Source organism: Martinezella lusitana, from assembly GCF_016901135.1.
Classification (GTDB): Bacteria; Pseudomonadota; Alphaproteobacteria; order Rhizobiales; family Rhizobiaceae; genus Rhizobium; species Rhizobium lusitanum_D.
Map to the genome: position 1 here is coordinate 21,030 of NZ_JAFEVL010000045.1, position 25,907 is coordinate 46,936.

General features: G+C 61.5%; 22 protein-coding genes. 15 read left to right on the plus strand and 7 right to left on the minus strand.

Features of this window, described 5'->3' with window-relative positions; translation table 11 throughout:
- Positions 1-57: 57 nt before the first annotated feature.
- Positions 58-1,098 (plus strand): fatty acid desaturase, encoded by a 1,041-nt coding sequence (locus JTP94_RS16005; protein ID WP_204851477.1) that lies wholly within the window; start codon positions 58-60, stop codon positions 1,096-1,098.
- A 248-nt stretch (positions 1,099-1,346) separates the two neighbouring features.
- Here the strand turns inward: JTP94_RS16005 and JTP94_RS16010 are convergent, their stop codons facing one another.
- A complete protein-coding gene (locus JTP94_RS16010; protein WP_204851478.1) occupies positions 1,347-1,895 on the minus strand; it encodes a cupin domain-containing protein in 549 nt (182 codons plus the stop codon).
- A 141-nt stretch (positions 1,896-2,036) separates the two neighbouring features.
- Here JTP94_RS16010 and JTP94_RS16015 point away from each other — a divergent pair, with 141 nt between their 5' ends.
- A complete protein-coding gene (locus JTP94_RS16015) occupies positions 2,037-3,371 on the plus strand; it encodes an aspartate aminotransferase family protein (RefSeq protein WP_204851479.1) in 1,335 nt (444 codons plus the stop codon).
- A 45-nt stretch (positions 3,372-3,416) separates the two neighbouring features.
- Here the strand turns inward: JTP94_RS16015 and JTP94_RS16020 are convergent, their stop codons facing one another.
- Positions 3,417-4,010 (minus strand): TetR/AcrR family transcriptional regulator, encoded by a 594-nt coding sequence (locus JTP94_RS16020; RefSeq protein WP_246755017.1) that lies wholly within the window; start codon positions 4,008-4,010, stop codon positions 3,417-3,419.
- Positions 4,011-4,239: 229 nt separating this feature from the next.
- On the opposite strand from JTP94_RS16020, the gene JTP94_RS16025 reads away from it, so the two are divergent.
- The 3 genes from JTP94_RS16025 to JTP94_RS16035 are packed head-to-tail and all read left to right on the plus strand — an operon-like array spanning position 4,240 to position 7,984.
- The gene (locus JTP94_RS16025; RefSeq protein WP_204851481.1) at positions 4,240-4,716 is read left to right on the plus strand and encodes a (2Fe-2S)-binding protein; all 477 of its coding nucleotides are present in this window, start codon (positions 4,240-4,242) and stop codon (positions 4,714-4,716) included.
- On the plus strand, positions 4,716-5,699 hold the full coding sequence (locus JTP94_RS16030) for a xanthine dehydrogenase family protein subunit M (protein WP_204851482.1): 984 nt from the start codon (positions 4,716-4,718) through the stop codon (positions 5,697-5,699). Before JTP94_RS16025 ends, JTP94_RS16030 begins: the two co-directional genes overlap by 1 nt.
- Positions 5,696-7,984 carry a xanthine dehydrogenase family protein molybdopterin-binding subunit gene (locus JTP94_RS16035; RefSeq protein WP_204851483.1) on the plus strand — a complete coding sequence of 763 codons (2,289 nt, stop codon included), beginning with the start codon at positions 5,696-5,698 and terminating at the stop codon, positions 7,982-7,984. The genes JTP94_RS16030 and JTP94_RS16035 overlap by 4 nt, the downstream gene beginning before the upstream one ends.
- A gap of 298 nt (positions 7,985-8,282) precedes the next feature.
- Here the strand turns inward: JTP94_RS16035 and JTP94_RS16040 are convergent, their stop codons facing one another.
- Positions 8,283-9,443 (minus strand): patatin-like phospholipase family protein, encoded by a 1,161-nt coding sequence (locus tag JTP94_RS16040; RefSeq protein WP_204851484.1) that lies wholly within the window; start codon positions 9,441-9,443, stop codon positions 8,283-8,285.
- Positions 9,444-9,478: 35 nt separating this feature from the next.
- Positions 9,479-10,225, minus strand: a complete 747-nt coding sequence (locus JTP94_RS16045; protein ID WP_034506120.1) for an acetoacetate decarboxylase — start codon at positions 10,223-10,225, stop codon at positions 9,479-9,481.
- A gap of 207 nt (positions 10,226-10,432) precedes the next feature.
- Between JTP94_RS16045 and JTP94_RS16050 the strand changes: the two genes are divergently transcribed.
- The 10 genes from JTP94_RS16050 (at position 10,433) to JTP94_RS16095 (ending at position 23,301) form a co-directional block, all read left to right on the plus strand.
- Positions 10,433-11,221 carry a 3-hydroxybutyrate dehydrogenase gene (locus JTP94_RS16050; protein ID WP_204851485.1) on the plus strand — a complete coding sequence of 263 codons (789 nt, stop codon included), beginning with the start codon at positions 10,433-10,435 and terminating at the stop codon, positions 11,219-11,221.
- Positions 11,222-11,309: 88 nt separating this feature from the next.
- Complete coding sequence (ppk2, locus tag JTP94_RS16055; RefSeq protein WP_204851486.1) at positions 11,310-12,224, plus strand: polyphosphate kinase 2; 915 nt, start codon at positions 11,310-11,312, stop codon at positions 12,222-12,224.
- Between the two features lie 205 nt (positions 12,225-12,429).
- On the plus strand, positions 12,430-15,096 hold the full coding sequence (locus JTP94_RS16060) for a LuxR C-terminal-related transcriptional regulator (protein ID WP_204851487.1): 2,667 nt from the start codon (positions 12,430-12,432) through the stop codon (positions 15,094-15,096).
- A 115-nt stretch (positions 15,097-15,211) separates the two neighbouring features.
- Complete coding sequence (locus tag JTP94_RS16065) at positions 15,212-16,891, plus strand: hydantoinase B/oxoprolinase family protein (protein ID WP_204851488.1); 1,680 nt, start codon at positions 15,212-15,214, stop codon at positions 16,889-16,891.
- On the plus strand, positions 16,888-18,951 hold the full coding sequence (locus tag JTP94_RS16070; protein WP_204851489.1) for a hydantoinase/oxoprolinase family protein: 2,064 nt from the start codon (positions 16,888-16,890) through the stop codon (positions 18,949-18,951). Before JTP94_RS16065 ends, JTP94_RS16070 begins: the two co-directional genes overlap by 4 nt.
- Position 18,952: 1 nt before the next feature.
- A complete protein-coding gene (locus tag JTP94_RS16075; RefSeq protein ID WP_204851490.1) occupies positions 18,953-20,047 on the plus strand; it encodes an ABC transporter ATP-binding protein in 1,095 nt (364 codons plus the stop codon).
- A 48-nt stretch (positions 20,048-20,095) separates the two neighbouring features.
- Positions 20,096-21,268 (plus strand): PotD/PotF family extracellular solute-binding protein, encoded by a 1,173-nt coding sequence (locus JTP94_RS16080; RefSeq protein WP_204851491.1) that lies wholly within the window; start codon positions 20,096-20,098, stop codon positions 21,266-21,268.
- Between the two features lie 103 nt (positions 21,269-21,371).
- Positions 21,372-22,226: an ABC transporter permease gene (locus JTP94_RS16085; RefSeq protein WP_204851492.1), complete on the plus strand. Its 855-nt coding sequence runs from the start codon at positions 21,372-21,374 to the stop codon at positions 22,224-22,226.
- Positions 22,223-23,023 (plus strand): ABC transporter permease, encoded by an 801-nt coding sequence (locus tag JTP94_RS16090; RefSeq protein WP_204851493.1) that lies wholly within the window; start codon positions 22,223-22,225, stop codon positions 23,021-23,023. The genes JTP94_RS16085 and JTP94_RS16090 overlap by 4 nt, the downstream gene beginning before the upstream one ends.
- A gap of 68 nt (positions 23,024-23,091) precedes the next feature.
- Positions 23,092-23,301 carry a hypothetical protein gene (locus JTP94_RS16095; RefSeq protein ID WP_037192961.1) on the plus strand — a complete coding sequence of 70 codons (210 nt, stop codon included), beginning with the start codon at positions 23,092-23,094 and terminating at the stop codon, positions 23,299-23,301.
- Positions 23,302-23,348: 47 nt separating this feature from the next.
- Here the strand turns inward: JTP94_RS16095 and JTP94_RS16100 are convergent, their stop codons facing one another.
- From JTP94_RS16100 to JTP94_RS16110, 3 genes are read right to left on the minus strand one after another with little or no spacing between them, the layout of a single operon-like run.
- Complete coding sequence (locus JTP94_RS16100) at positions 23,349-23,696, minus strand: cupin domain-containing protein (RefSeq protein ID WP_204851494.1); 348 nt, start codon at positions 23,694-23,696, stop codon at positions 23,349-23,351.
- The gene (locus tag JTP94_RS16105) at positions 23,689-24,357 is read right to left on the minus strand and encodes a cysteine hydrolase family protein (protein WP_204851495.1); all 669 of its coding nucleotides are present in this window, start codon (positions 24,355-24,357) and stop codon (positions 23,689-23,691) included. The genes JTP94_RS16100 and JTP94_RS16105 overlap by 8 nt, the downstream gene beginning before the upstream one ends.
- On the minus strand, positions 24,357-25,907 hold the full coding sequence (locus JTP94_RS16110; RefSeq protein ID WP_204851496.1) for an ABC transporter ATP-binding protein: 1,551 nt from the start codon (positions 25,905-25,907) through the stop codon (positions 24,357-24,359). The genes JTP94_RS16105 and JTP94_RS16110 overlap by 1 nt, the downstream gene beginning before the upstream one ends.

Sequence of the window (25,907 nt, forward strand, 5' to 3'; positions counted from 1 at the left end):
AGCTGCTGTGATAGTTCTTGCCTTCTCGGCATTCATTGCGGCTCGGGGAGTTATCCTTTGAGTGAGGCCATCGACCACGACCCCTCTGCGCCTCTTTTCGACGAAAAGGCATGGCTCAAAATCCTCGCCCGGTATCGCCAGCCACGTGCCGGACGCAGCCTTATCGAACTCGCGGTAACGGCCATCCCATTTGCGCTCTTGTGGGCCGCGACATGGGCAGCCGTTTACTTTGGCTTCTGGTTGGGCCTCATCCTCATCATCCCCGCGTCTGCGTTTCTTCTACGTTTATTCATGATCCAGCATGATTGCGGCCACGGTTCCTTCTTTGCGCGTCGGCGGATTGATGACTGGACCGGTCGCGCTATCGGCGTCCTGACGTTTACCCCCTATGACTACTGGCGCCGGGCGCATGCGGAGCATCATGCCTCGGCAGGGAACCTCGACGAACGCGGCGTCGGCGACATAACCACGCTGACGGTAGAGGAATACAATAGCCGGCCATGGCGCGGGCGGCTTGCCTACCGTCTTTACAGGCACCCGGCGATCATGTTCGGCGTAGGTCCGGCATGGCTGTTCCTGTTCAAGCAGCGATTGCCTTTCGGCATGATGCGATCCGGCCTTTTGCCCTGGGTATCCACCATGGCGACAAACCTGGCGATCGCCATCGCCTCCGCGTTGCTCATCTGGGCAATCGGCATCCTGCCCTTCCTCTTGGTACATCTGCCGATCGTCCTGCTGGCGGGAGCCGCCGGCATATGGCTGTTCTATGTGCAGCATCAGTTCGAGGAGACCCATTGGTCGAAAGAGCCTGAATGGCGGTTTCAACACGCGGCGCTTCACGGCGCGTCGTACTATGATCTGCCGCTGATCCTGCGCTGGATCACCGGCAACATCGGCATTCATCACGTTCATCATCTATCAAGCAGGATACCCTACTACAGGCTTCCGGAAGTGCTCAAAGACCATCCGGAACTGGCTGATATAGGCCGGATCAGCATGATGGAGAGCCTGCGCTGCGTAAAATTGGTTCTCTGGGATGAACAAAACCAGCGTCTCATTTCGTTTCGCGATGCGGCAAAGCTGCGACGCTCAAAATAGACGCGGGTATTTGGTCTGCGCCGGGAGTTGACGGAGCGGATCTCCCTTTGCTCTCGCGCGCCAAGCTTTTCGCTTGGCTGTCGCCTCGCGCATGCTGACGGTGATCCGGGTAGGCCGCAGCTCCTCGATCGGAACTGGATGCAGGATCGGTTTACGCAGCGTAGCCATTTGGACGTCCTCCGCGAAGGTGGCATCAGCGGAGCGTAGCATGAGCCGCAAGTTGGACAAATTGGTCCTGACGATAGCGATCAGAAGCTTGGGGGCGTGCAGGCGCTGATGACGTCGCAGGAAACCGGGCCGACGCAGCGGAAGCGATGCGGTCGGCGGCTTTCGAAATAATAGGCGTCGCCCGGTCCAAGAATCCGCCGCTCGTCATCGACGGTGACTTCGAGACGGCCTGATAGCACGATGCCGCCTTCTTCTCCGTCATGGACCAGCGGCACTTTGCCGGTGTCTGCTCCTGGCTGGTAGCATTCTTTCAGGATCTGAAGACTGCGGCCGAACAGGGTCTCGCCGATCTGGCGATAGGAAATCGGGCCTTTGCCGATCTCGACCAGTTCCTCGGCGGCATAGAAAGCCTTCTTCGGCTTCTCAGGCTCGAAGGCAAAGAACTCGGCAAGGCCGATCGGGATGCCATCCAGAATGCGCTTGAGTGCGCCGACCGAAGGGTTGGCGGAGTTGGACTCGATCAGCGAAATGGTGGAGTTGGTCACGCCGGCGCGCTTGGCGAGCTCACGCTGGGAAAGATTGCGTGCGAGACGCAGATGGCGAAGGCGGTTGCCGATATCGACGGACATGGTCTCACCTTTTCAGATGTTCGAAATATCGCAAACTTTACTATTCGCTCCAATAAAATCAATGCGTTGTAGTCATAAAGAAAAGGGCTTGTTCGAAACAGGGAAATCGCTGATGTCAATGACAGCGCAATGGAGGCGACGATGGATAAGATCACTCACCCCAATACCCCGGTTCTCGACAATTTCTGGATGCCGTTTACGGCGAACCGCCAGTTCAAGGCGGCACCCCGGCTGCTGGCTGCGGCAGACGGCATGTATTACACCGATGTCGACGGCAACAAGGTGCTCGACGGCACCGCCGGCCTCTGGTGCGTGAACGCAGGTCACGGCCGCAAGAAGATCGCCCAGGCGGTAGAACGCCAGCTCGCGACGATGGACTTCGCACCGACTTTCCAGATGGGGCACCCGATTGCCTTCGACTTCGCCGCCAAGCTGGCCCAGCATGCGCCGGGCGGCCCGACCGCGAAGCTTGACCGCATCTTCTTTACCGGTTCCGGTTCGGAATCCGTCGATACCGCGCTTAAGATCGCCATCGCCTATCAACGCGCAATCGGTCAGGGGACGCGGACGCGCGTCATCGGCCGCGAGAAAGGCTATCACGGCGTCGGCTTCGGCGGCATCTCGGTCGGCGGCCTGGTCAATAACCGCCGCGTCTTTCCTCAGATCCCCGCCGATCACATGCGCCACACGCTGGATACCGAGCGCAATGCCTTCAGCAAGGGCCTGCCCGCCCACGGCATCGAGCTGGCCGAAGATCTGGAGCGGCTGGTCGCGCTGCATGGCGCTGAGACCATCGCCGCCGTCATCGTCGAGCCGATGTCCGGCTCGGCTGGCGTCATTCTGCCGCCGAAGGGCTATCTGGAGCGGCTCCGGGCGATCGCCGACAAGCATGGCATCCTGCTGATCTTCGACGAGGTGATCACCGGCTTCGGTCGCCTGGGCACGCCCTTTGCGACCGACTATTTCGGCGTCGTTCCCGATCTCATCACGACAGCCAAGGGCATCACCAACGGCACGATACCGATGGGCGCGGTCTTTGCGAGCCGCAAGGTCCATGATGGTCTGATGACGGGTCCGGACAATCAGATCGAACTCTTCCATGGCTACACCTATTCAGGGCATCCAGTCGCCTGCGCGGCCGGTCTCGCAACCATGGAAATCTATGAGGAAGAAGGGCTGCTCACCCGCGCCAGCGAGCTGGCGGACGACTGGCAGAATGCGCTGCATTCGCTGAAGGGCCTGCCGCATGTCGTCGATATCCGCAATCTCGGCCTTGTCGGCGCAGTCGAGCTTGCATCGCGGGAAGGTGCTCCGGGCGCCCGTGCCTATGACATCTTTGTCGATTGCTTCCAGAAGGGGCTTCTGATTCGAGTGACCGGCGATATCATCGCATTGTCTCCGCCGCTGATCATCGAACGCCGTGAGATCGAGACGATCGTCTCGATGCTCGGCGATGCGCTGAAGCGTGCCGCCTGACGCTCAAAGATAGACCGGCGCCGGCCGCTTGATGTGGCCGGCCGCCTATTTGCGGCAGCGCAGTCCGTCCATCAACAACCCGATCAGCCGGTGGGAGCGATCGCGCCAATCGGCGGCATCGGGGATGGAATAGATGCTAGAGAGTGCGTGCAGGACATCCATGGTTTCCATGTCCTTCCGGATCAAGCCCTGTTCGGCTGCCGTCTGCAGCAGGCTGCCCAAAGCGCCGCGCAGCAGGCCGGAGCTGTCGGCGAATAGCGACGAATTCGATGTCATCAGGATGCGCAGGCTGTGCGACATCCCGCGCTTCGTGGCGATATAGCTCACGAACCGCCGCATCCATTCTTCCAGCGCCGCATCCGGCGCATATTTTTCGGAAAGCTCGACGGCCGCGGCAGCAAGGCTTTCGAGCTCTCGGCGATAGACGACCTCAACCAGATGTTCGCGCGTGGGGAAATGCCGATAAAGCGTGCCGATACCGACACCGGCTTGCCGGGCAATGTATTCCAGCGAGGCTTCCGCGCCTTTTTGCGCAAAGGCGTCGGCAGCGACTTCTATCAGTCTGTCGCGGTTGCGGCGCGCATCCGCACGCAGCTTGGTCGGCGCAGACGATATTGCCTTCGGCTCGGCCAAGGGCAAGTGGAACTCCCATCGCATCAGGGCTTGACGAAAATAAACAAGCCGCTAGTTTAATCGGAGGCGCCTCCGTTTATCTGGAGCGCCTTCCACTTCTTAATCCAGATGAGTGCCAGATGTCATGCCGAAATGCGTCGGCGTCGTCTTTCAAAGAAAATGACCGGGTAGCTGGTCGACCGGACTCGTCTAGATTTCGAACGTCTCATTCTCGTGACGATGGCAGGAGCTTATCATGACACGATCCATCCATATCGCACTCGATATCAACGGGCGGCGACACGAACTCGATGTCGAGCCGCGTGTCACGCTGCTCGACGCGCTGCGCGAGCATCTGGCACTGACCGGCACCAAGAAGGGCTGCGACCAGGGCCAGTGCGGGGCCTGCACCTGCCATGTCGACGGCAAGCGGGTTCTCTCCTGCCTGACGCTCGCCGCGCAGGTCGAGGGGCGCCAGATCACCACGATCGAGGGCCTGACCGGCGAGGCCGGCGATCTGCATGCGATGCAGGCGGCATTCATCGAGCACGATGCCTTCCAATGCGGGTATTGCACGCCGGGCCAGATCATGTCGGCGGTTGCCTGCATCCGCGAGGGCCATGCGGGTTCCGACGCCGAAATCCGCGAATACATGTCCGGCAATCTCTGTCGGTGCGGGGCTTACAACAGCATCGTCGCGGCGGTGCGCCAAGCAGCGGCGGAGGCAGCGTAATGCGGGACTTTTCCTATATTCGCGCCACGTCCGCCAGCCAAGCCCGCAGTGCCGCGCAGCAGGCCGGTGCCATGCTGCTGGCCGGTGGAACGACGCTGCTCGATCTTGCCAAATGCGGTGTGAGCGAGCCTGAAACGGTCATCGATATCACCCATCTTTCCGGCATGAGCGCTATCACGGTCGATGCCGCCGGCGCCACGATTGGCGCGCTCGCCAGGATGAGCGAGGTGGCAGATCACAAGGATATTCAGGCAGCATTCCCGGCGGTTTCGCAATCGCTTTCGCTTGCCGCCTCCGCGCAGCTTCGCAACATGGCGACGATCGGTGGCAACCTCTTGCAGCGGACCCGCTGTTCCTATTTCCGCGATCCCGGCGCCTTTCCGGCCTGCAACAAGCGCAATCCCGGTTCCGGCTGCGCGGCGATCGGCGGTATCACGCGCAATCATGCCGTACTCGGCACGAGCGAGGCCTGCATCGCGTCCTATGCCGGCGATCTTGCGGTCGCTCTGGTCGCATTCGATGCGGTCGTCGAGCTCGACGGCCGCAGGGTAGCCGTCGACGATTTTTTCCTCGCGCCCGGCGATACGCCAGTAAGAGAGACGGTGTTGCAACGCGGCGAGATGATCACCGCCATCAGCATTCCGGCCTCCGCTTCCGCCCGGAATTCGACCTATCTCAAGGTTCGCGACCGCCAGTCTTATGAATTCGCCGCTGCGAGCGCTGCCGTCGGCCTTGAACTGGAGGCGGACGGCAGGACCGTCCGCGATATCCGCGTCGCACTTGGTGGCGTCGCCACCAAGCCGTGGCGCGCGCGCTCCGTGGAGCAGGCGCTCATCGGCAAGGCTCTCGATGCTGATATCGTCGAGAAGGCAAGCCGGCTCGCCATGGAGGGTGCCGTCGCGCATGGCGGCAACCACTACAAGATCGAACTCGCGCCGCGCGTCGTTACCCGCGCCATTTTGAAAATGGGAGGTCTTGCATGACCATGATGGAACCTCGCAAACATGGCGATGCTTCAGACGGCACCGTCGGCGGCCGTCAGTCACGCTTCGAAGGCAGCATGAAGGTCACGGGTACTGCCACCTACGCGCTGGAATACCCGTTCGAGAACCCAGCCTATGCCGTTCTCATCCAGAGCACGATCCCGGCCGGCCGTGTCCTGAAAGTCGACACGGCAGATGCGCTCGCGATGCCGGGCGTGCTCCTGGTGCTGACGCCGGAGGATGATCTGGGTCTCAAGCTCGGCGCAGATTGGGGCGGCAACAAGCCCGCGGAAGGACCATACTATCCGCTGCCGCGCGATGTGCAGTTCAACGGCCAGTCGATTGCCGCCGTCGTGGCCGAGAGCCGTGAACAGGCGACGGAGGCGGCCAGGCTGGTACGCGTTACCTACGAAGAAAGCGAGCATGTCGCCGACCTCAACGACCCGAATGCCGGCGAAGGCAAGCTCGTGGACGCCCTCTCGTCTGCCTGGGGCGATGCCGAGGCGGCGCTTGCCGCGTCACCGGTCCAGATCGAGGCCGAATATTCCACGCCGCGCGAATACCACGTCGCGATGGAGCCGCACGGGCTGACGGCGAAATGGGACGGCGACCAGCTGACCATCTGGGAGCCGAGCCAATGGTCGCACGGCATGGCCCGCATGTATTCCGAATGGTTCGACATGCCCTATGACAATGTCCGGATCATCTCGCCGTTCATCGGCGGCGGTTTCGGATCGAAGGGACAGCCGCTTGCCTATGGCGCGGTCGCGATCGCGGCTGCGAGGAAGCTCGGTCGGCCGGTGAAGCTCGCGGTCACGCGCCCGCAGAATTTCACCAGCTATGGCGGCCGTGCCGGGACCAGACAGAAGATCGCGCTAGGCGCGACCGAGGATGGCATCCTGCAGGCAATCGTTCATCGCGGCGCCAGCGAGACCTCCATCTCCGCGGATTGGCCGGAGCAGACGGGGGCGGCAACGGCGGTCCTCTACAAGGTCGAGAATTTCTCCTCGCAGCATCGCATCGTGCCGGTCAACAGCGTGACACCAGGCGCTCTGCGCGGGCCGGGCAAGAATCCGAGTGCCTACGGCATCGAATGCGCCATCGAGGAGCTTGCCTACAAGCTCGGCATGGACCCGCTCGAAATCCGGCTGAAGAACTATGCCGACCACGATTACCAGTCCGGCAAGCCCTGGTCGACGCGCCGGCTGCGCGAGGCGTTGACCGAAGGGGCGGAGGCCTTCGGCTGGTCGCGGCGCAGCCATGCGCCACGGTCCATGCGCGACGGCAAGAGTCTGATCGGCTGGGGTATCGGCTGCGGCACTTTCCCCGTCATCCGGGCACCGAGCGAGGCGATGATCCGCATTCTTTCCAACGGCAAGGTCGAGGTTGTCAGCGGTGCCATCGATATGGGGCAGGGGACCTATACGATCCTTGCCCAGAGTGCCGCGGAAGTCTTCGGTATTCCGGTCGATCAGGTCGAAGTGCATCTCGGCGATTCACGGCTGCCGGGTTCGGCAATTGCCGGCGGCTCGATGCTGGCCGGCTCGATCATGGGGGCCGTCCACAAGGCTGCGGTCGCAGCGCGCGATGAACTTATCGGTCTTGCGCTCAGCGATGGCAACTCGCCGTTCCGCGATACGGGTGCGAACACGCTGAATTTCGCCGAAGGTCGCATCGCGGCACCGCGCGGCGAGGCGCCGTCGCTCACGCTGGCGGAACTGATGTCCGCGCTCAAGCGCGAGGAGATCGAGGTTCGGCGTAATACCTTGCCTGAAGGTGCGAACGCCCAGGAGCAGCTCCAGGCATGGACCACCATGGCGAGGGTGCAGGGGCCGACAATGGGCGATTATTCCATGCACAGCTGGTGCGCCCATTTTGCCGAGGTGCGGGTGGACGAGGATTTCGGCACGGTGCGGGTATCCCGCATGGTCTCCGCCTTCGATTGCGGCCGGCTCTATAATCCGCGGCTGGTCGAGAGCCAGTGGCGGGGCGGCATCATCATGGGCATCGGTCAGGCACTCCTCGAGGAGGGATTGGTCGACATGCGCAATGGCCGCACCGTCAACAACAATGTCGGCGACTACCTTGTGCCGACCAATTCGGACATACCGGATCTCCAGGTGATCTCGGTCGGTGTGCCCGACCTTAATGCCTCGGCGCTCGGCGGCAAGGGTGTGGGCGAAGTCGGCATCGTCGGCGTCGCGCCTGCCATCGCCAATGCGGTGTTCCATGCGACCGGCAAGCGCATCCGCGACCTGCCCATTACGCTGGAAAAGCTTCTCTAGAGGCGGGTCTATATGGAGTGGGAAGGGCGGAGCCTAGGCTCCGCCCGTTATCCGGTATGATCACCGGACATATTCAATGTCTGTTCCTCAATACCGAAATGCTTTCTCAGCTTCGTCCAGTCTAGGCATTGCCGGGCGAGGCCGCGCCGGCCGTCTCCTATCAGATCAATAGGCATTCCGGCCCGCTTTGCGTGGACGCCGATGCGTTCGGCTATCGGATCGTGGAGATCGACGCCGCCCGGATGCGAACGGAAGTCGTGATGCTCACAAGCGTATAAGCACGAGAAGCCTGGTCGCCTCAGTCCGGATCTTCGCGATGCAGGTCGTGAATGGCAACAGCATCGTCACTGAAGGGCGGCAGCAGCCATTCGGCATGGCGCAGCGTGCGACTGGTGTCCTCGAGGCCCATGTCCCAGTGTTCGCGCATCGACGTGCCGGAGAACTCGTAGTCCTTGGCATGGCCCTCGTAATTCTTGTGCTGATAGATCAGATGCACGATGTTGACGACACCTGAATCGGAATAGTCGGCAATCAGCTCTTCCTCTTCCGGTGTCAGCTGGTCCTTCGGGACGCGCTTCAGCGCGCCCAGCAGCTTCATCTTCAGCCCGTGGATACGCTTGAAATTGTCGGTGTTCTGCCGGGTGCGGCTCGAATACATGATGTCCTTATGGCGCGACAGCACGTCCGGCATGCTGCGCGGCAAGACGCCCCGGGCGCTGAACAGATCGACCTGGAACACCAGGGAGCTGCGATCCTCATCCTGGTCGAGCAGATATTGCAGCGGGGTGTTGGAGACGATGCCGCCATCCCAATAATATTCGCCTTCGATGCGGATGGCCGGCAAGGCGGGCGGCAGTGCACCGCTCGCCATGATGTGTTCCGGTTCGATACGTAGATTGTCGGTGTCGAAATAGACGAAGTTGCCGGTCCTCACATTGACCGCGCCGACGCTGAAGCGCTTCTTGCCGTCGTTCAGGACGTCAAAATCGATCAGCATTTCCAGCGTTTTCTTGAGTTCGGCAGAATCATAGAAGCTGGTGGCGCCCTCCGCACCCGCCAGTTCGAGCCAGGGATTGGGGAAGCGCGGCTTGAAGAAGCCGGGCTGGCCCATCGTCATGGTCATCCATGAGCTGGTGCGGTTGCGGATATCGCGGAAGACGTCGCCTTCCGGCGTATAGGCCCAGATCTTGCGGCCGGAAATGATCTGCCAGAACTGCTCGAGGCGCTGTAGGCGGTGGCTCGGCTCGTTGCCGGCGATGATCGCGGCATTGACGGCGCCGATGGACACGCCGGAAAGCCATGTCGGCTCGCATCCCGCCTCGGCCAGCGCCTGGTAGACACCAGCCTGATAGGCGCCGAGCGCGCCGCCGCCCTGGAATACCAGGGCGACACGATCATATTGCGTGGCAATTTCCGGGATTGTCGGCACTGCGGCTTTCTTTGCGTTTCTTTCGAGCACGGTGCATCTCCAGCAAAAGGAAAAATAGGGTTCTATTACCTGCGTTCAGCGAGGTAGTCGTGAACGACTTCGCCGAGCCCGAGCGTCAGATCCGCGGTGAAATGGACGGCCGAGACCACTTCCAGAACCGGCAACCGCGCAACATCGGCCATCACATGCGGCCTGAGGTCGAGGGCAGCGGGCGAAGTCCAGGCTTCCTTGATGGTGATGTCGGTCAGGTAGTAGCGCACCAGCTCGCAAATGCGCGGCGTGGCGTCGACATGCGGCACGATCTTGATCAGGAAATTGGGCTCGGACAGAGCGGCGAGCAACGGTGCCTGCTCTATCGGCTTGTGCTTGTAGCCCATCGTTCCCGTCGCGCACAGCACGCTGCCGTAATGCAGCGTGCCGACGATGACCTCGCCTTCGTTGACGATCTTTGGATTGGCGAGTTTCTTCGGGAAGCCCCAGATCTCGCGGCCGCCGGTGATCGGCGCATCGTCGTCCAGATACATGGAATGGACGTAGCCGCCGGCCTGGCCCTGATATCTGACCGGGATGACCTGTCCGGTCTCCGTATAGTCGCCGAAGCCGGTGGAGTCCGGCATGCGGATGAATTCGTATTTCACCAGCGGCTCGTCGATTTCGAGCGGCTCGGGCACCACGGCCTGAAGTGCCTCGCGCGTGGTGCGATAGGTGATGATGATGTATTCGCGATTGAAGAACCGATAGGGTCCGGGAGGATAGGAGGGATTGGTCAGTGGCATTGCATAGGCATGCTTGAGAATGTCTTCGACCTTCATCGCATCTTCCATCGTTAGATAAAATCGCCGGACGCCAGCGGCGAAAACTTGCACGGTTGCGTGACAGTGAAGTGTCAGCGGCCGGATGGCTGCCCATGATGGCGGGCCGCCGCTGTTATCAAAGCGACATATGACACTGGCAGTGTGCGCTCATCTCGGCATTTTCCCTTTACTCAACCATGTCATAGAGATTGCGGGAGTAGCATCATGGGTTCGTTGACTTCGAAGAATGCGCTGGTCACTGGTTCGACAAGCGGCATCGGGCTTGCGATTGCGCGTGCCTTTGCCGCCGAAGGCGCGAACGTGACGATCAACGGTCTCGGCGATGCCGATGCGATCGAGAGGGAACGCGCGGCCATCGAAGCCGATTTTGGCGTGAAGTGCCGCTATTCCGGCGCCAACATGATGATTGGCGAGGAAGTGACATCGATGGTGCGCGATGCCGAGGAAGCCTTCGGCAGCCTCGACGTTCTCGTCAACAATGCCGGCATCCAGTTTGTCGCCGCGATCGAGGAATTCCCTGATGACAAATGGGAAGCGATCATCCGCATCAACCTCGTTGCCGCCTTCTATGCGATCAAGGCCGCCATTCCCGGCATGAAGGCTCGCAAATGGGGCCGCATCATCAACACATCCTCGGCGCATGCGCTGGTCGCCTCGCCCTTCAAATCGGCCTATGTTTCGGCCAAGCACGGGATCACCGGCCTCACCAAGACCATTGCTCTGGAAGCCGCGCAGGATGGCGTCACCGTCAACTCGATCGCGCCGGGTTATGTCTGGACGCCGCTCGTCGAAAAGCAGATCCCCGAGACGATGAAGGCACGCAACATGACGGAAGAGCAGGTCAAGCGTGACGTGCTGCTCGCCGCCCAGCCGACGAAGGAATTCGTGACCGTCGACGAAGTTGCTGCCATCGCCGTGTTCCTGTGCAGCGACGCCGCAAAGCAGATCACCGGCACCACGTTGTCGGTCGATGGCGGCTGGACGGCCGAGTAATACCGCGACTTGAGTCAGCGCGAGCGCGCTGGCTCCTTCCGGTCGAATATCTCAGCATCAATACGAAAAACAGAGCAGGAGGCGCGCAATGACCGAAGAGACCCAGGATCGGCTCAACCGCATCAAGGACGAGATTATCGATAGCTTCGATGAGGAGCTGGAGATGCAGCTCGAGGAAGACCGGTTGGACGAACTGGTTGCCGAGGGGATGGGCGACGAGACCGACCCGTCGCTCGACCGCAGGATCTATTTCCGCGAACTCTTTCGCCTCCAGCACGAACTCGTGCGCCTGCAGGACTGGGTACAGTACAAGAAGCTCAAGGTCGTCGTGCTGTTCGAGGGCCGCGATTCCGCCGGCAAGGGCGGCGCCATCAAGCGGGTCACGCAGCGCCTCAATCCGCGCGTCTGCCGCGTGGTCGCGCTGCCGGCGCCGTCGGAGCGCGAGCGTCATCAATGGTATTTCCAGCGCTACACGGCCCATTTGCCGACCGCCGGCGAAATGGTGCTGTTCGACCGCAGCTGGTACAACCGCGCCGGCGTCGAGCGCGTGATGGGCTTCTGCAACTCGGAGGAGCTGGAAGAGTTCTTCCGCTCTGTGCCGGATTTCGAACGCATGCTGGTGCGCTCCGGCATCATTCTCATCAAGTACTGGTTCTCGATCACCGACGAAGAGCAGGAATTCCGCTTCGGCATGCGTATTCAGGATCCGTTGAAACAGTGGAAGCTGTCGCCGATGGATCTGCAGAGCCGTGTGCATTGGGAGGAATACACCAAGGCCAAGGAAGAGATGCTGGAACGCACGCATATTCCGGAAGCGCCGTGGTGGGTCGTACACGCCGTCGACAAGAAGAAGGCGCGCCTGAACTGCATCGCGCATCTCCTGACCCAGATTCCTTATGAAAACGTGCCGAAGCCGGAAATTATTCTGCCGGAGCGCATGCGCAACGCCGACTACCACCGCACGCCGGTGCCGCCGGAAATGTACGTGCCGGAGATCTATTGATACGTTGAAGCGATGGCGGTCCCGTCCTCGGCGGGTCTGTCATCGAAGCGCCACATGGTAAGCGAGACCGATCTCTCTTGATCGTCTTCGTCGAAGCATGCGGAACGACTGAAATCGTTTCCAGATTTGCCCCACAGGGGACAACTAAAAGACGAGGCTTAGCTTGACTTGCCAAGCGCCCGCCAAGTCAGCATCATCCCGCCCCATGAGTGGACAGAACCGATTTGCTCCCCCATCAAGCGGACAGCAAACCATCAAGCGCGACGACCTGTTGCGGCAGCTTCAGCGCGCCGGGCTGCGTCGGCTGACGACAATCGTGGCGCCTGCCGGTTACGGCAAGACCTCGCTTGCGGCGCAATGGTACGAGCTGCTGAAGGAGGAAGGTGTCAGTCTCTGCTGGGCCTCGCTTGATGCCGAGCATATGGATCAGGCCGCTTTTCTTCTTGCCCTCATCGATGCGCTGGAGCCGCTTCTGGCCGAGGATGGCGGCGACGCCGGCAATCTGCCGGCAAGCGCGCTTCTTTCGGTCCTTGCGACGCGCCTGCGCAAGCTTGAAGGCCCCGTCATCATTTTCCTCGACGACTACCATTTCGCTCAGACAGATGCGACCGAGGCGCTGATGGCCAAGATCCTCGCCGATCCCTCGCTCAGCCACGTCAAACTGGTGCTGGTGACGCGCAGCCCGCCGCGCTTTCCCCTCTCCGCATTGCGGCTCCGCGGCGAATTCAAGCAGTTTGGTATCGCCGAGCTCGGCTTTTCCGATTCCGAGGCGCGGGAATTCTTTGCTGGCAAGGGTATCGATCTGACTGAAGAGCAGGTCGGCTCCTTCAATCGCCGGACCGAGGGCTGGGCCGTGGCGCTGCAGATGGTGAGCCTGCTGGTTTCGGAATCGGAAGAGGGTTACGCCATTCTGGCCTCGTTCGACGGCGGGAGTGCCGACATGGGCTCCTATCTCTCGGAGCAGGTGTTTGAACACTTGCCTGAGGACATCCGTCAGTTTCTGATTGAGACCGCCGCCTTGCCTGCCTTCAATCGTGTGCTGCTCGAGGCGGTGTTGGAAGGGGGAGAGCGTGCGGGTCTGATCGAACGGTTGAACCAACATGCCCTTCCGGTTACGCTGCTTGCGGGACCCGACAACTGGATGCGTTATCATCCGGTCTTCAACGCGTTCCTGAAGGAAACCGCCAGCCGCAGGGGTGTTGACACCAAGCGCACGCTGAATCGGGCGGCGCGTTGGTTCGAGGCTCAAGGTGACATCGAGCGGGCGGTCCAGCACGCGCTTCTCGCGGATGACGCCAATCTCGCGGCGCGCATCGTCGAAACTGCCGGCGGCTGGCGGCGCGTCTATGCCACCACACGCGGCGGCGCAACGCTCTTCCAGGCGCTGAGCGGGCGCGCTGCCGAGATCAATCTCGGGCGCTTTCCGCTCGCGACCCTCGGGCTTGCGATCTTTTGCGCCAAGGCGGCGCAGCTCGACGCCGCCAACCATTATCTTTCCATAGCCGAACGCGCCGTTATCAGCGACGAGACGCTGGCGAAAGACCTTCGTGTCGTGCGCATTCTTATGGCGCTCTACATGGATCGTTGGGTGAGCGCGGCCGATCTTTCCGCGCTTGAGGACGACTTGCAGCGGCCGGACGGCGTGGAGCTTATCCATCGGGCGCTCGCGCTGAACATGCTCTCATATAATTTCCTGATCCGCAGCGAGCTCGACCGCGCATTGCACTATGGTCAGCTTGCTATCCGTGCCTTTCGCGACGGCGGCGCCGATTTCGGCGCGATGCATCTCTACACCCATGTCGGTCAGGCCTCCTTCCTCTCGGGAGATTGCGCGAGCGCGATTTCCGCCTATGAGCAGCTGATCCGCGAAGCCCAGACCAATATCGGCCCCGGCAGTGACCTCGATGCTGTCGGCCAGGTGCTGAAGGCCGAGCTTCTCTCCATTCGCGGCGATACGGAAGCGGCAGCAGAAGCGCTGAGCTGGGCGCTGCCGCATCTTGAACGTCACGACACTTGGTTTGATCTACTTGCCGCCGGCTTCATGGCTGAACAGCGGATCCTGCGCATGCGCGGGGACCATCTCGCCGCCCACGCCGCCATGGATCGCGTCCGCGCGGTTGCGCGCCGCCGTGGCTTCGATCGGCTCATCCGTTTGGTCGATGGCGAGCGGGCCCTGCTTTTGATGGCGTCGGGCGATCTGGATCAGGCGATCCGCCATGCCGAGGCCAACGGCTTCGGAGTGCAGGCACTGGCGTCTGATCGTGCCAACGCACTGTCAATCCATCTGCGTGGCGCGACACCGTCGCTTTTCTGGACACGCGCCTATCTGGCGCTCGGCGAGCCTTCCAAGGCACGCGACGTTTTCAGCCAGCTGATCACGCGCCAGGCTCAGCGCCCGCATACCCTGCGCGCCATTGAACTCGAGCTTATCGAGATCGGGCTTCTGACAGCCGAGGGCCGTGCCGATCTGGCCGCGGCCCGCCTTTCCGATCTTGTGTTGACGATGCCGCTTGCCGATTACCGCACGCTCCTCCATCTCGAGCATGCGGTGCGGCTCACCGATCTTCGTGCGCTCGCCGATCATCCGGCCGTCGCGGATATTACCCGCAAACGGCTCGAATCCTTGCTTGTGGTCGCCGATACGGCACAGCCTGCATCGGCCGGCCAGGATATGTCCGGCTTCACCAGCCAGGAGCGCAGGGTGATGGAGCTGCTAAGCGCCGGACTTTCCAACAAGGAAATCGGCCGGGCACTCAAGCTTTCCGACAACACCATCAAGTTCCACCTGCGCAACATCTTCGCCAAGCTCAATGTCTCGACCCGGACCGCAGCAGTGGCCGTGGCGCGTGACAAAGGTATCCTGAGCCGCTAACCCACCCGAATGGGTAGGGTCCGGATTGCGGCCCGCCCACCCATCGGGAAGGCTATCGAGGTGATCAATTCATCCCTAATCTATGTTTTAATAACATAGCGTTGAGGGGTGCTTCGTGACGACTGTCGATCCTGTGACCCAGGAGATCATCGAGGGCAAGCTGAATGCGACCGTCGATGAGATGGGCGTGGTGATGGCCAGAACCTCGATGAGCCCGGTGATCTACGAGGTGCTCGATTTCGCCTGCGGTCTCCTGACGCATAACGGAGAGCTGGTCGCGCAAATGAACGGCATCACGCTGTTCACCGGTACTTTCGGCGCGCAGGTCAAATCGCTGATCGCACTCTATGGCGAGGATCTCGAAGACGGGGACATCCTGCTCACGAACGACCCCTATTCCGGCGGCACGCACGCCTGCGACTTTGCCATCGTCAAGCCGATCTTCTTCGATGGTCGGATTTTGGCTTATGCCATCAATGTCGCTCATTATCTCGATGTCGGCGGCTCGGTTCCCGGCTCGCTTGCGCCCAACGCCGTCTCGGTCTTTCAGGAAGGGCTGAGATTGCCTGGCGTCAAGGTGGTGCGTAGCGACCGTTTCTCTGGCGAAATCCTGCGTATCATCCGTGAAAACGTCCGCCTGCCCGACATCGCCATCGGCGATCTGACGGCACAGGTGGCAACTGTTCGGGTTGCTGCGCGCCGCATGGATGAACTTGCCCGGAAATACGGTGTGGCCATTGTCGAGGCCGCGTTCCATCATCTCCTGGCGGTCAGCGAGAAGCAGGCGCGCGCCGCCATTGCCGCTTTGCCCGACGGGACCTACGAAGCCGATGATATCATCGACGGGGACGGCGTGACCACCGATCCGATCGCAGTCAGGGTCGCGGTGACGATTGCAGGCGACCAGCTGACCGCCGACTTCACCGGTTGCCCGCCGGCTGTCGCCGGTCCGATCAATTGTGCGGCGGGCGCGCTGCAATCGGCGGTGCGCACCATATTCAAGGCGTTGGTGGCGCCGCAGGCGCCTTCCAACGAAGGCTGGTTTCGGCCCCTCACTGTCATTGCGCCGCGGGGGTCGGTTTTCACGGCGGAAAAGCCGTCGCCGACCGGCTGGTATTACGAAGGCTCGGTCCATGCCTCCGAACTCGTCTGGAAGGCTCTTGCCGGGCTCATGCCGGAACGGTTTTCGGCGGGCTCCTATACAAGCCTCTGCGTCGTCTATCTCGCCGGCAAGGACGCCGCGGGCCAACCCTTCATCCATATTGAGCCGCAGCATGGCGGCTGGGGCGCGAGCGAGGATGCGGACGGCGCCAATGCCCTGATCGCCCTCACCGACGGCGACACCTACAATTACTCGGTCGAGGTCATCGAGGCGCGTTTCCCGCTGCTCGTGCGCCGCTATGCCCTCAATATCGAGGGTGGCTCAGGCGCGGGCCGCCGTCGCGGCGGCTTCGGCGTCATCCGCGACTATGAAGTGCTCGAAGACGGCGCATCTGCCTATTGCAGCTTCGGGCGGACACAAACACCTCCCTGGGGAGTTGAAGGAGGCGCACACGGCACTCCCAATCTCCTGCAGGTGGAAGATCGCGGCGGCCAAACACGGAATTTTGGTCGCGAGCCGGATATCGCGCTCAAGCGCGGTGATCTCGTACGCATCATCACCGGCGGCGGCGGCGGTTGGGGCGAGGCAGGCGCTCGTGAGGCCGAGAGCGTCCGGCGCGATGTCGAGAACGGTTACATCACGAAGGAGGAGGCGCAAAGCCTGTACGGATTGGAAGAGAGGGTGGCGGTATGATCAGATTGGCGACGGATGTGGGCGGTACCTTTACCGACCTCGTCGGCTACGACGAGCGCACCGGCGAGGTTTTCACCGCCAAGAGCCTGACAACCGTTCCCGATCAGTCCGAAGGGGTGCTCTCGGCCATCGAGCTTGCCGAGCAGAAGGACGGGCTTTCCACGCGCGACGTGATCTTCTTCGCCCATGGCGGAACCACTGTCATCAATGCCATCACCGAGCGCAAGGGCGTCAAGACGGCGCTTGTGACAACAGCCGGTTTTCGCGATGTGTTGGAAATCGGCCGTGGCAATCGGCCCGATCTCTACAATCTGCATTTCAGGAGCCCCGAGCCCTTCGTGCCGCGCAGCCTGCGCTTCGAGGTCCGTGAGCGCCTGGACGCCAAGGGCCGGGTGCTGAGCCCGATCGTGCTTGACGATCTCGAGCCCATCATCCGCGAATGCCGCGCCCGTAATGTGGAGGCGGTGGCTGTGATCTTCCTGCATAGCTACGTCAATCCCGAACACGAGATCCTTTGTGCCAGGGCACTGGCCGAAGCTTTGCCGGATGCCACCGTCTGCGCGAGCCATGAGGTTTCCCGTCAGTGGCGTGAGTATGAGCGCTCCAACACGGCTGTTCTGAACGCCTATGTGCAGCCGATCATCAAGCGCTACTTCGCGCGCCTCGAAAGCGCATTGACCGAGCGCGATCTCACCTGCCCCTATTACGCCATGCAATCCAACGGAGGCATCTCGACCTTCGATCAGGCGCAGATGAGCCCGTTGACACTCGTCGAATCCGGCCCGGCCGGTGGGGTGGCTGGAGCGGCGCGCATCGGCGCGGTGCTTGGCGAATCGGAAATACTCTCGCTCGATGTCGGTGGCACGACGGCAAAATGCTCGTTGATCCATGACAGCCGCCCGACCCTCGATAGCGAGTACAAGCTCGAGCATACCCGCATTGCACCCGGCTACCCCGTGCAGGTGCCGGTCGTCGATATCGTCGAAATCGGCGCCGGCGGTGGCTCCATCGCCCGCATCGACGAGCGCTGCGCGCTTTGCGTGGGGCCGGAAAGCGCGGGCTCGACGCCTGGGCCTGCCTGTTACGGTCGGGGCGGGGATAAGCCCACCCTCTCGGACGCCCTGCTCACGCTCGGCATTTTCGATCCGGCAAGCTTTGCGGACGGGCAGATGCAGCTCGACAAGGACAAGGCGACCGCGGCAATCGCAACCGTGGCTGAGCCGCTTGGGTTATCCGTAGGGGATGCGGCGCTCGCCATTGTCGAGATCGCCCATGCTTCGATGATCAATGCGCTCAAACTCGTGACGGTCCAACGCGGACATGATCCGCGCGACGCTGCCTTTGTGATTTCGGGCGGCGCCGGACCCGCGCTTGCCTCCCGCCTCGGGCGCGATCTCGGGGTGAAGGTGACGGTGGTGCCGCCGCATCCCGGTATCTTCTCGGCCTGGGGAATGCTGGCGGCCGAACCGCGCGCCGATTTCCGCGGTACCTGGTTCTCGCCCCTTGACCCGGAGGCGCTCAATGAGCTGAAGCGCCGTTTCGACGGGCTGAAGCGCGAGGCGGTCACCTACTTCGCCAAGGGCGCTACGGCCGACATACGGTACACCTGCCGCGTCGAAGCCCGCTATCGCGGCCAGGAGCACGGCGTCTTCGCCCTGTTCGAACCCGGCGATGACACTGAAAGTTTTGCCGAGCGGTATCATGCCGCTCATGAGCGCGCTTATGCCTTCCGCCTTCCGGCCTCGCCGATCGAGATCACCATGATCCATCTCGAGGCGGTGTTGCGTGGCCCGGTCATCGCCATTCCGAAATTGAAGCCCGACGGCCGCTCGCTCGATGCTGCCTTCAAGGGTCGCCGGGAGGTCTATTTCGGCGGAGCGACCGGATGGGTGCCCTGCCCGGTCTACGAGCGCACAAAATTGCCGTATCTGGAGAAAATCTCAGGCCCGCTCATCGTCGAGGAACCGACCTCGACGTCGCTGGTGGTCGCCGGGCAGGTGCTCGAGGTGAGCGAAGAAGGCCTGCTCCTCATTCGTGAACGCGATGGGGGAGGCATCTGACGTGGCGATAGCGATCGGTCTTGACCATATCGTCAGAAGCTACGGCCCGGTTCGCGCCGTCGATGACGTGACGCTCGACGTGAACGCAGGGGAGTTCTTCACCCTGCTTGGCTCGTCGGGCTGCGGCAAGAGCTCGCTGTTGAAACTGATCGGCGGTTTCGACGAGCCGACATCAGGCCGTGTCCTTTTTGATGGCAAGGACATGGCCGGCGTCCCGGCCAATCGCCGACCCGTCAACACCGTCTTCCAGTCGCTTGGGCTGTTTCCGCATATGAATGTCGCCCAGAATATCGGTTACGGGCTGAAATTGCGGGGACTGTCCGGTTCTGCGCTGAAGACCAAGGTCGAGGGGGCTCTGGACCTTGTCGAACTTTCCGGTTTCGCGGATCGCGATGTCAATCTTCTTTCCGGCGGTCAGCGTCAGCGCGTGGCGCTTGCCCGCGCGCTTGTCATGGAGCCCGGTATCCTGCTGCTCGACGAGCCCCTGACCGGGCTTGACGAGCGCTTGCGCCAACAGATGCGTGACGAGTTCGGGCGGCTCCACAAGCGCACCGGCGCGACGTTCATTCTCGTCACCCACAATCAGGATGAGGCGCTCAGCCTCTCGGATCGCATGGCGGTGATGCATAGCGGCCGTATCGAACAGATCGACACGCCGGCACGCTTCTTCGAGGCTCCGGCCAACGCCTTCGTCGCACGTTTCGTCGGCATCGATACCCTGTTGAGGCCAGAGAGCATCTCGATTTCGGGCAACCGGGCGGTGGTTGTCATCGCCGGTCAACAACTGGCCGTTACGCTTGCCGGGACCGCGCCCACCGATGCGCTCGTGGCAATTCGGCCCGACCGGATCGAACTTCTCGCGAATGTTGAAGGCTTGGCCGATACAATTGAACTTAAAGTAGTCGAAAGCGTCTATCGCGGGCTCAGTCATGACGTTACCCTCGCCTTTGCCGACGGCCAGCGCGTGGTGGTGACGACAAGTGCGGATGTCACCCCGCCCATACCGGGCGAAAAGGTGCGTGTGCGGCTGAAGCCGGGTGCAGCGCTTCTGATTGACCGTTCCGGAATGTCGGCCCTGGCTGGACGCGATGAGTAGAACCCAAATGGCTGAAATGCTCAGAAAAAAAGGGAAGGGAATGACACGATGAATAAAGGCAGTAATTCCGCCTCCTCCGCTTTGAGGAGCAATCTGCAACGCCGCGACATGCTGAAGCTCATGGGCGCGGGTGCGGCCGCGCTTTCTGTTGGTGGGCTCGGTGCCAACAGCGCCATGGCCGATGATGCATCGGTTGCATTCTGGGCCACCGCGACGCTCGACATCGGCGACAAATGGCAAGAATTCGCAAGCCAGAGTGGTGTTTCTCCGGAGTTCACCGATAACGGCAACGATGTCGGCCCCGTCGTCGCCCGTCTTGCCGCCGGCAACGCCAACGATCTTTTCGATGTCGGCGGCTTTCAGGGTGGCGCCGAACGCGAGCTCGCCAAGCAGGGGCTCATCGCCCCGTGGGATCTCTCCAAGATTCCGAACTTTGCCGGCATCTGGCAGTGGGCCAAGGATATTCCGACGCTGACCTACGAGGGCAAGCAGTACGGCATTCCGACCGTGGTGAATGCCGACTCCATCATCTACCGCCCCGATAAGCTCGGCAAGGTCGACAGCTATGGCGTGATCTTCGATCCCAAGCTCAAGGGCCGGGTCGCCATGGAAGACGCCTGGATCAACAGCGCCATCTTCACCGCCATCTATCTCAAGGGTGCAGAAAACAAGCCGATCAAGGATCCCGGCAACCTCTCGGAATCCGAGCTCGGCCTCGTCATGGAATTCCTGATCAAGCACAAGAAGGACGGCCAGTTCCGCACCTTCTGGAACGGTTGGGAACAGGGCGTACAGCTGGTGGCCAACGAGGAAGTCGATGCGATGACCGGCTGGGAGCCGATCGTCTACGAGGGACGCAAGCGCGGGCTTCAGGTGGAGTATGCCGCTCCGGTGGAAGGCTATGAAGGCTGGGGCAACAACACGGTGCTTCTCAAGGGTGCCGCGGAGCGCGGCAAGGCCGAGGTTGCCCATAAGTTCGTCGATGGCCTGCTCGCCGGTCTCTACGGCTGCGAATTGGGCAAGGCGCGCGGTTACCTCGTGCCGACCGACAACAACCTTACTTACGCCAAGGCCCATCCAGACGAATACAAGGCGGACGAGGTGGCCAAGCTTGCCGACCACGTGAAGGCCAAGTTCTCCGGAAAGGTCTACTGGCAGAATTGCCGCCCGGACAATTTCCAACTCTACGAAGAATGGTGGCAGAAGCTGCGCAACGCCTGACGTGATGCGATGGATCGGGGCTGGCCTGTCTTTCCAAAGAGGACGACCGGCCCCGGCCGACGGGACTAACGCCGATGGACGCTGATAGAAGAGGAGGCAGAATATGAAAACATCAGTTGCATTGCTGGCTGCTCCGCTTGCGGCCATCCTTGTGCTTGGCCTTGCGCCACTGATCCTGGTCGTGGTCTGGAGCTTTTGCGCCTGGAATTCCGCAACCTATTGGATCAAGCCGGAATTCAGCCTCGCCGCCTATGGCTCTATCCTGGAGGCGGGGCGCTGGAGCGTATTCCTCTCTACGCTCGGCAAGGCGTTTCTGACGGCCAGCATTTGCCTTGTGATTGCCTACCCCACTGCTTATGCGATGTATTTCCTCGCCGGGCCAAGGCTGTCGATCGGGCTCGCGGCGCTTCTGACGATCCCGTTCTTCACCTCCTATCTCATTCGCTCCTTCTCCTGGCGGCTCTTGCTTGGCCGCACCGGCGTCATCAATACGTTGCTTCAGCAGGCTGGGATAACGGACGCGCCGCTCGACTGGCTGCTGTTCAGCGATTTTGCCGTGATCGTCGGGCTGATCGCGTCCTACCTGCCGTTTGCGGCCTTCCCCATCCTGCTTTCCATGCGCCGCGTCGATCCGGTTGCGATGGCGGCGGCGAGGGACCTCGGCGCCGGTTTCTGGACCATGGCGCGCACGGTATTGCTGCCGCTGACCTATTCCGGTGTCTTTGCTGGATTTCTGTTTGTCTTTGTCATGGTGGCGGGCTCTTCGACCGAGGTGCAGATGCTCGGTGGCGCCGGTGCTTCCATCGTCTCTGTCATGATCAACGATGTGATGCGTGTCGCCAATTTCCCGCTCGCCTTTGCTATCTCGACGCTCATGCTGGTCGTCGTCTTCGGGCTGGTCCTGATCGGGGACGCCGTATTCGGCCTAGCCTCGCTGTTTGAGGATCACAGCCAATGATCGTCAGGGAAGGAACGACCCCTCGCATCGTCATCTGGACGCTTACCGTGGTCGGCCTTGCGGTGATCTATGCGCCGCCGCTCTATCTGCTTGGCGTCTCGTTCAATCCGTCGCTGCAGCCGGGATTGCCGCGTCTCTCCGATGTAACCTTGGAATGGTACGAAGCGCTGGGTTCGGAGCACGCGCTCATCGCCGCGCTCGGCCAATCGCTCATCATCGCACTTGCGACGGCGGTCATCGCAACGGCCTTGTCGCTGGCCGCAGCACTTGCCTACCGCCAGCTTCATCGTGGCCGCACCGCATGGTTTCTGACAGTGCTCTTACCGATGTTTGTGCCCGGTGTCATACAGGGGCTGGCGCTCTCGACGGTCCTCAGCCGGGCCGGCGTGAAAGCATCGGCATTGACTGTGATCGCCGGCCATCTGCTCTGGGCGATGCCATTCGCCTTCATTGTCATTCTGACGAGCTTCGCCGCCGTCAAGCGCACCTATCTGATGGCGGCGGATGATCTCGGCGCAAGCCGTTTCCGGCAATTCTGCGATATCACCCTGCCGCTTATCCGGCCGGGTCTCATAAGCGCGTTCATCTTCTCGTTCCTGCTGTCGCTCAACGAGTTTACGCGCGCCTTCTATCTGGCAGGCCGACAAAACACGCTGCCGGTCGTGCTGTTCGGCAAGATGAATGCTGGCGCTTCACCGACGATTTACGCCATGTCGGGCGCCATTTTCCTGGTTTCAAGTGCTTGCGTGGTGGTTGTGGCACTGCGTTCGCTGTTCATGCAACGCCGTACTGGCTGATCGATATGTAGAGACAACTGACCGCCTAATTCGTCGGTCCCTAGTCCTCCATGAATGGGAGTATAAGGATGGAATACAAGTCAAAGCTGATGACGCTCATCGAAGCAGGTAAGCGGGAAGAGGCATTTGAGCTGGTCGAACGGCTGAAGGCGGCGGCCCAACCGCTTCCAACCGCGATCAAGGTCGATCGGACGGGCGCTGTGACGTTCTACAAGGGAGATCGTCGCTTCGTGAAGAACGCCCAGGGCAAGTGGGAATTGGCACCGAAGAAGAAATAAAAAGAATGCGGTGCCGACGCATGTATGGAGGAGGCACACAGGGCCAATCAGCTATCCTCCAATATGCTCACCGGCCGGTCCCACTGGATGAGCACGACGCAGCCCGTATCGCTCCAGACCGAATGCTCGGTACCCACAGCATTCACGATATAGCAGCCCTTGGCATAGTCGCCGGCTTCATCCGATTGTATGCCTTCGAGCACGAGAATGGTTTCAAGCCCTTCATGCCTGTGGCGGGGCACGGAAGCGCCGGCTTCGTATTTCAAAAGGGCAACGCCGGGCTGATCAGCTTCGAAAGGCTGGATCCAATGAATGGTGACATCCTTGCGAAAGGGACCAAAGGCCAGATCCTTCCAGCCACCCGTCGTCAGGGTTTCGCGCGTCGTCCTAGGCATAATTGATGGTCTCCAGAATGTCATCGACATGCGCTGTCCAGCCGACGATCGCGCCTTGCGCGCGGATCATCGCGATGGCTGCCTCTTTGAACTCGGGGAAATAGCTTTCGGTTGCTTCTTCGGCGAGCAGGCATTCATAGCCGCGGTCGTTCGCCTCGCGCATGGTGGTCTGGACGCAGACCTCCGTCGTCACTCCCGCAAAGACGAGCTGTCGTATGCCCCTATTCTTGAGGATATCGCCAAGTTCAGTGGCGTAGAAGGCGCCCTTGCCCGGCTTTTCGATGACGATCTCGCCGTCGATCGGTGCGAGCTCGGGCAGGATCGCGGTGCCGGCCTCGCCGGCAATAAGAATGCGCCCCATCGGGCCTTCGTCACCGATCCTGAGCGTGGGATTGCCACGGTCGCGCTTGGCGGTGGGCAGATCGGAAAGGTCGGGCCTGTGACACTCCATCGTGTGGATAACAGGCAGGCCTGCCTTGCGGAAGCCCTCGATCAGCCGCTTCACATCCGGAACGATCCTGGTGATGCGGCTAACATCATTGCCAAGACTTGCGCCGAAGCCGCCCGGCTCGGCGAAATCGCGCTGCATGTCGATGACTACAAGCGCGACAGCATCGCGTTGTAGAGGGAAGGCAAAGGGCTGGGCGAGGATCTCTCTCATCAGTGATGCCCCGCCATATGCGCGCCGATCACCGAAATATCGGCGCTCCGTGCCGGTGTTTCATAGACGAGCTTGCCCTCGGAGATCACCATGATCCGGTCTGACATTTCCATGAGCTCATCCAGATCCTCCGACAGCAGCAGCACGGCGGCGCCCGCATTGCGGGCCCGCATGATACGGGCCCGGATCTCGGCAACGGCGGAGAAGTCGAGGCCGAAACAGGGGTTGGAGACGATCAAGAGATCGACCTCGCCCGTCAGCTCCCGCGCCAGCACGGCGCGCTGGACATTGCCGCCGGACAAGGCCGCGATTGGCGAAGACTGCGAAGCCGTCTTGACCTTGAAATCGGCGATGAGCGCGGTTGCGCCCTTCCTGATCTTGTTCCTGTTGAGCCAGATCGCATCGGCACCGCTCTCCTTGAGATCGAAGGTCCTGAATGCCAGATTTTCGCTGACGCTCATGCGCGGCGCGCAGGCATTCTGCAGCGGCTCCTCGGGAATGAAGCGGACATTGTTGCGGCGTGTCTCCGGCCGCGTGGCGCCATAGGCAGCCCCTTTGACGGTGACCGAGCCTGCCTGCGTCGGCCGCTGGCCGGCAAGGATCTCGGTGAGCTCCTTCTGGCCATTGCCGGATATGCCGGCAATGCCGACGATCTCGCCGGCATGCACCGTCAGGCTGTCGATCTCTATGGTCTTCAGGCCGGAGCGGTCCGGTGCCTTGACCCGTTCGATCTGCAGCACCGGTTTTGCCGCTTCGGTCACGGGAATACGGGTATCGAGCTCGGCAAGCTTGACGTCCCCGATCATCATCCCGGCCATCTCTGCTGTTGATAATTCCCCCACCTTGCCACCGCCGATCAGCTTGCCGCGGCGCAGGATCGATACCGCGTCGGCAAACTTGGTCACCTCGTGGAACTTGTGAGAAATCATCAATACGGTGAGCTCGCCGCGCTCGGTCATCCCCTGCACGAGACCGAGCATCTCGTCGGCTTCGGCCGGCGTCAGCACCGAGGTTGGCTCGTCGAGAACGAGGAAGCTGCGGCCGAGATAGAGCTGCTTGACGATCTCCAACTTCTGCTTTTCACCGGCAGCCAGTTGGCTGACCGGCCGGTCCAGCGGAATCTGGAAGGGCATGCGCTCCATGAAGCCGGCGAGCGCCTTGCGCTCCCTCGGCCAGTTGATGACGGCGGGGACTTCCGTGCGGCTGATAACGAGGTTTTCGGCGCCCGTCAGCGACGGTACGAGCGTAAAATGTTGATAGACCATGCCGAGCCCATAGGCGGCGGCATCCTTCGGCGAGGCGATCGTCACTTCCCGACCGTCGACCGACAACGAGCCGGATGTCTGGTGGTAGAAGCCCATTATGCATTTGACCAGGGTCGATTTGCCCGCACCATTTTCGCCGAGCAGGGCATGGAAGCTGCCGGCCGGGATGCGAACCGAGACATGGTCGAGTGCCGTGAAGCTGCCGAAGCGCATGGTCATATCGAGCGTTTCGACGCCGACTGCCTTGCCGGCTTGCGGAAGGGGAGTATCGCGGACTATGCTCAC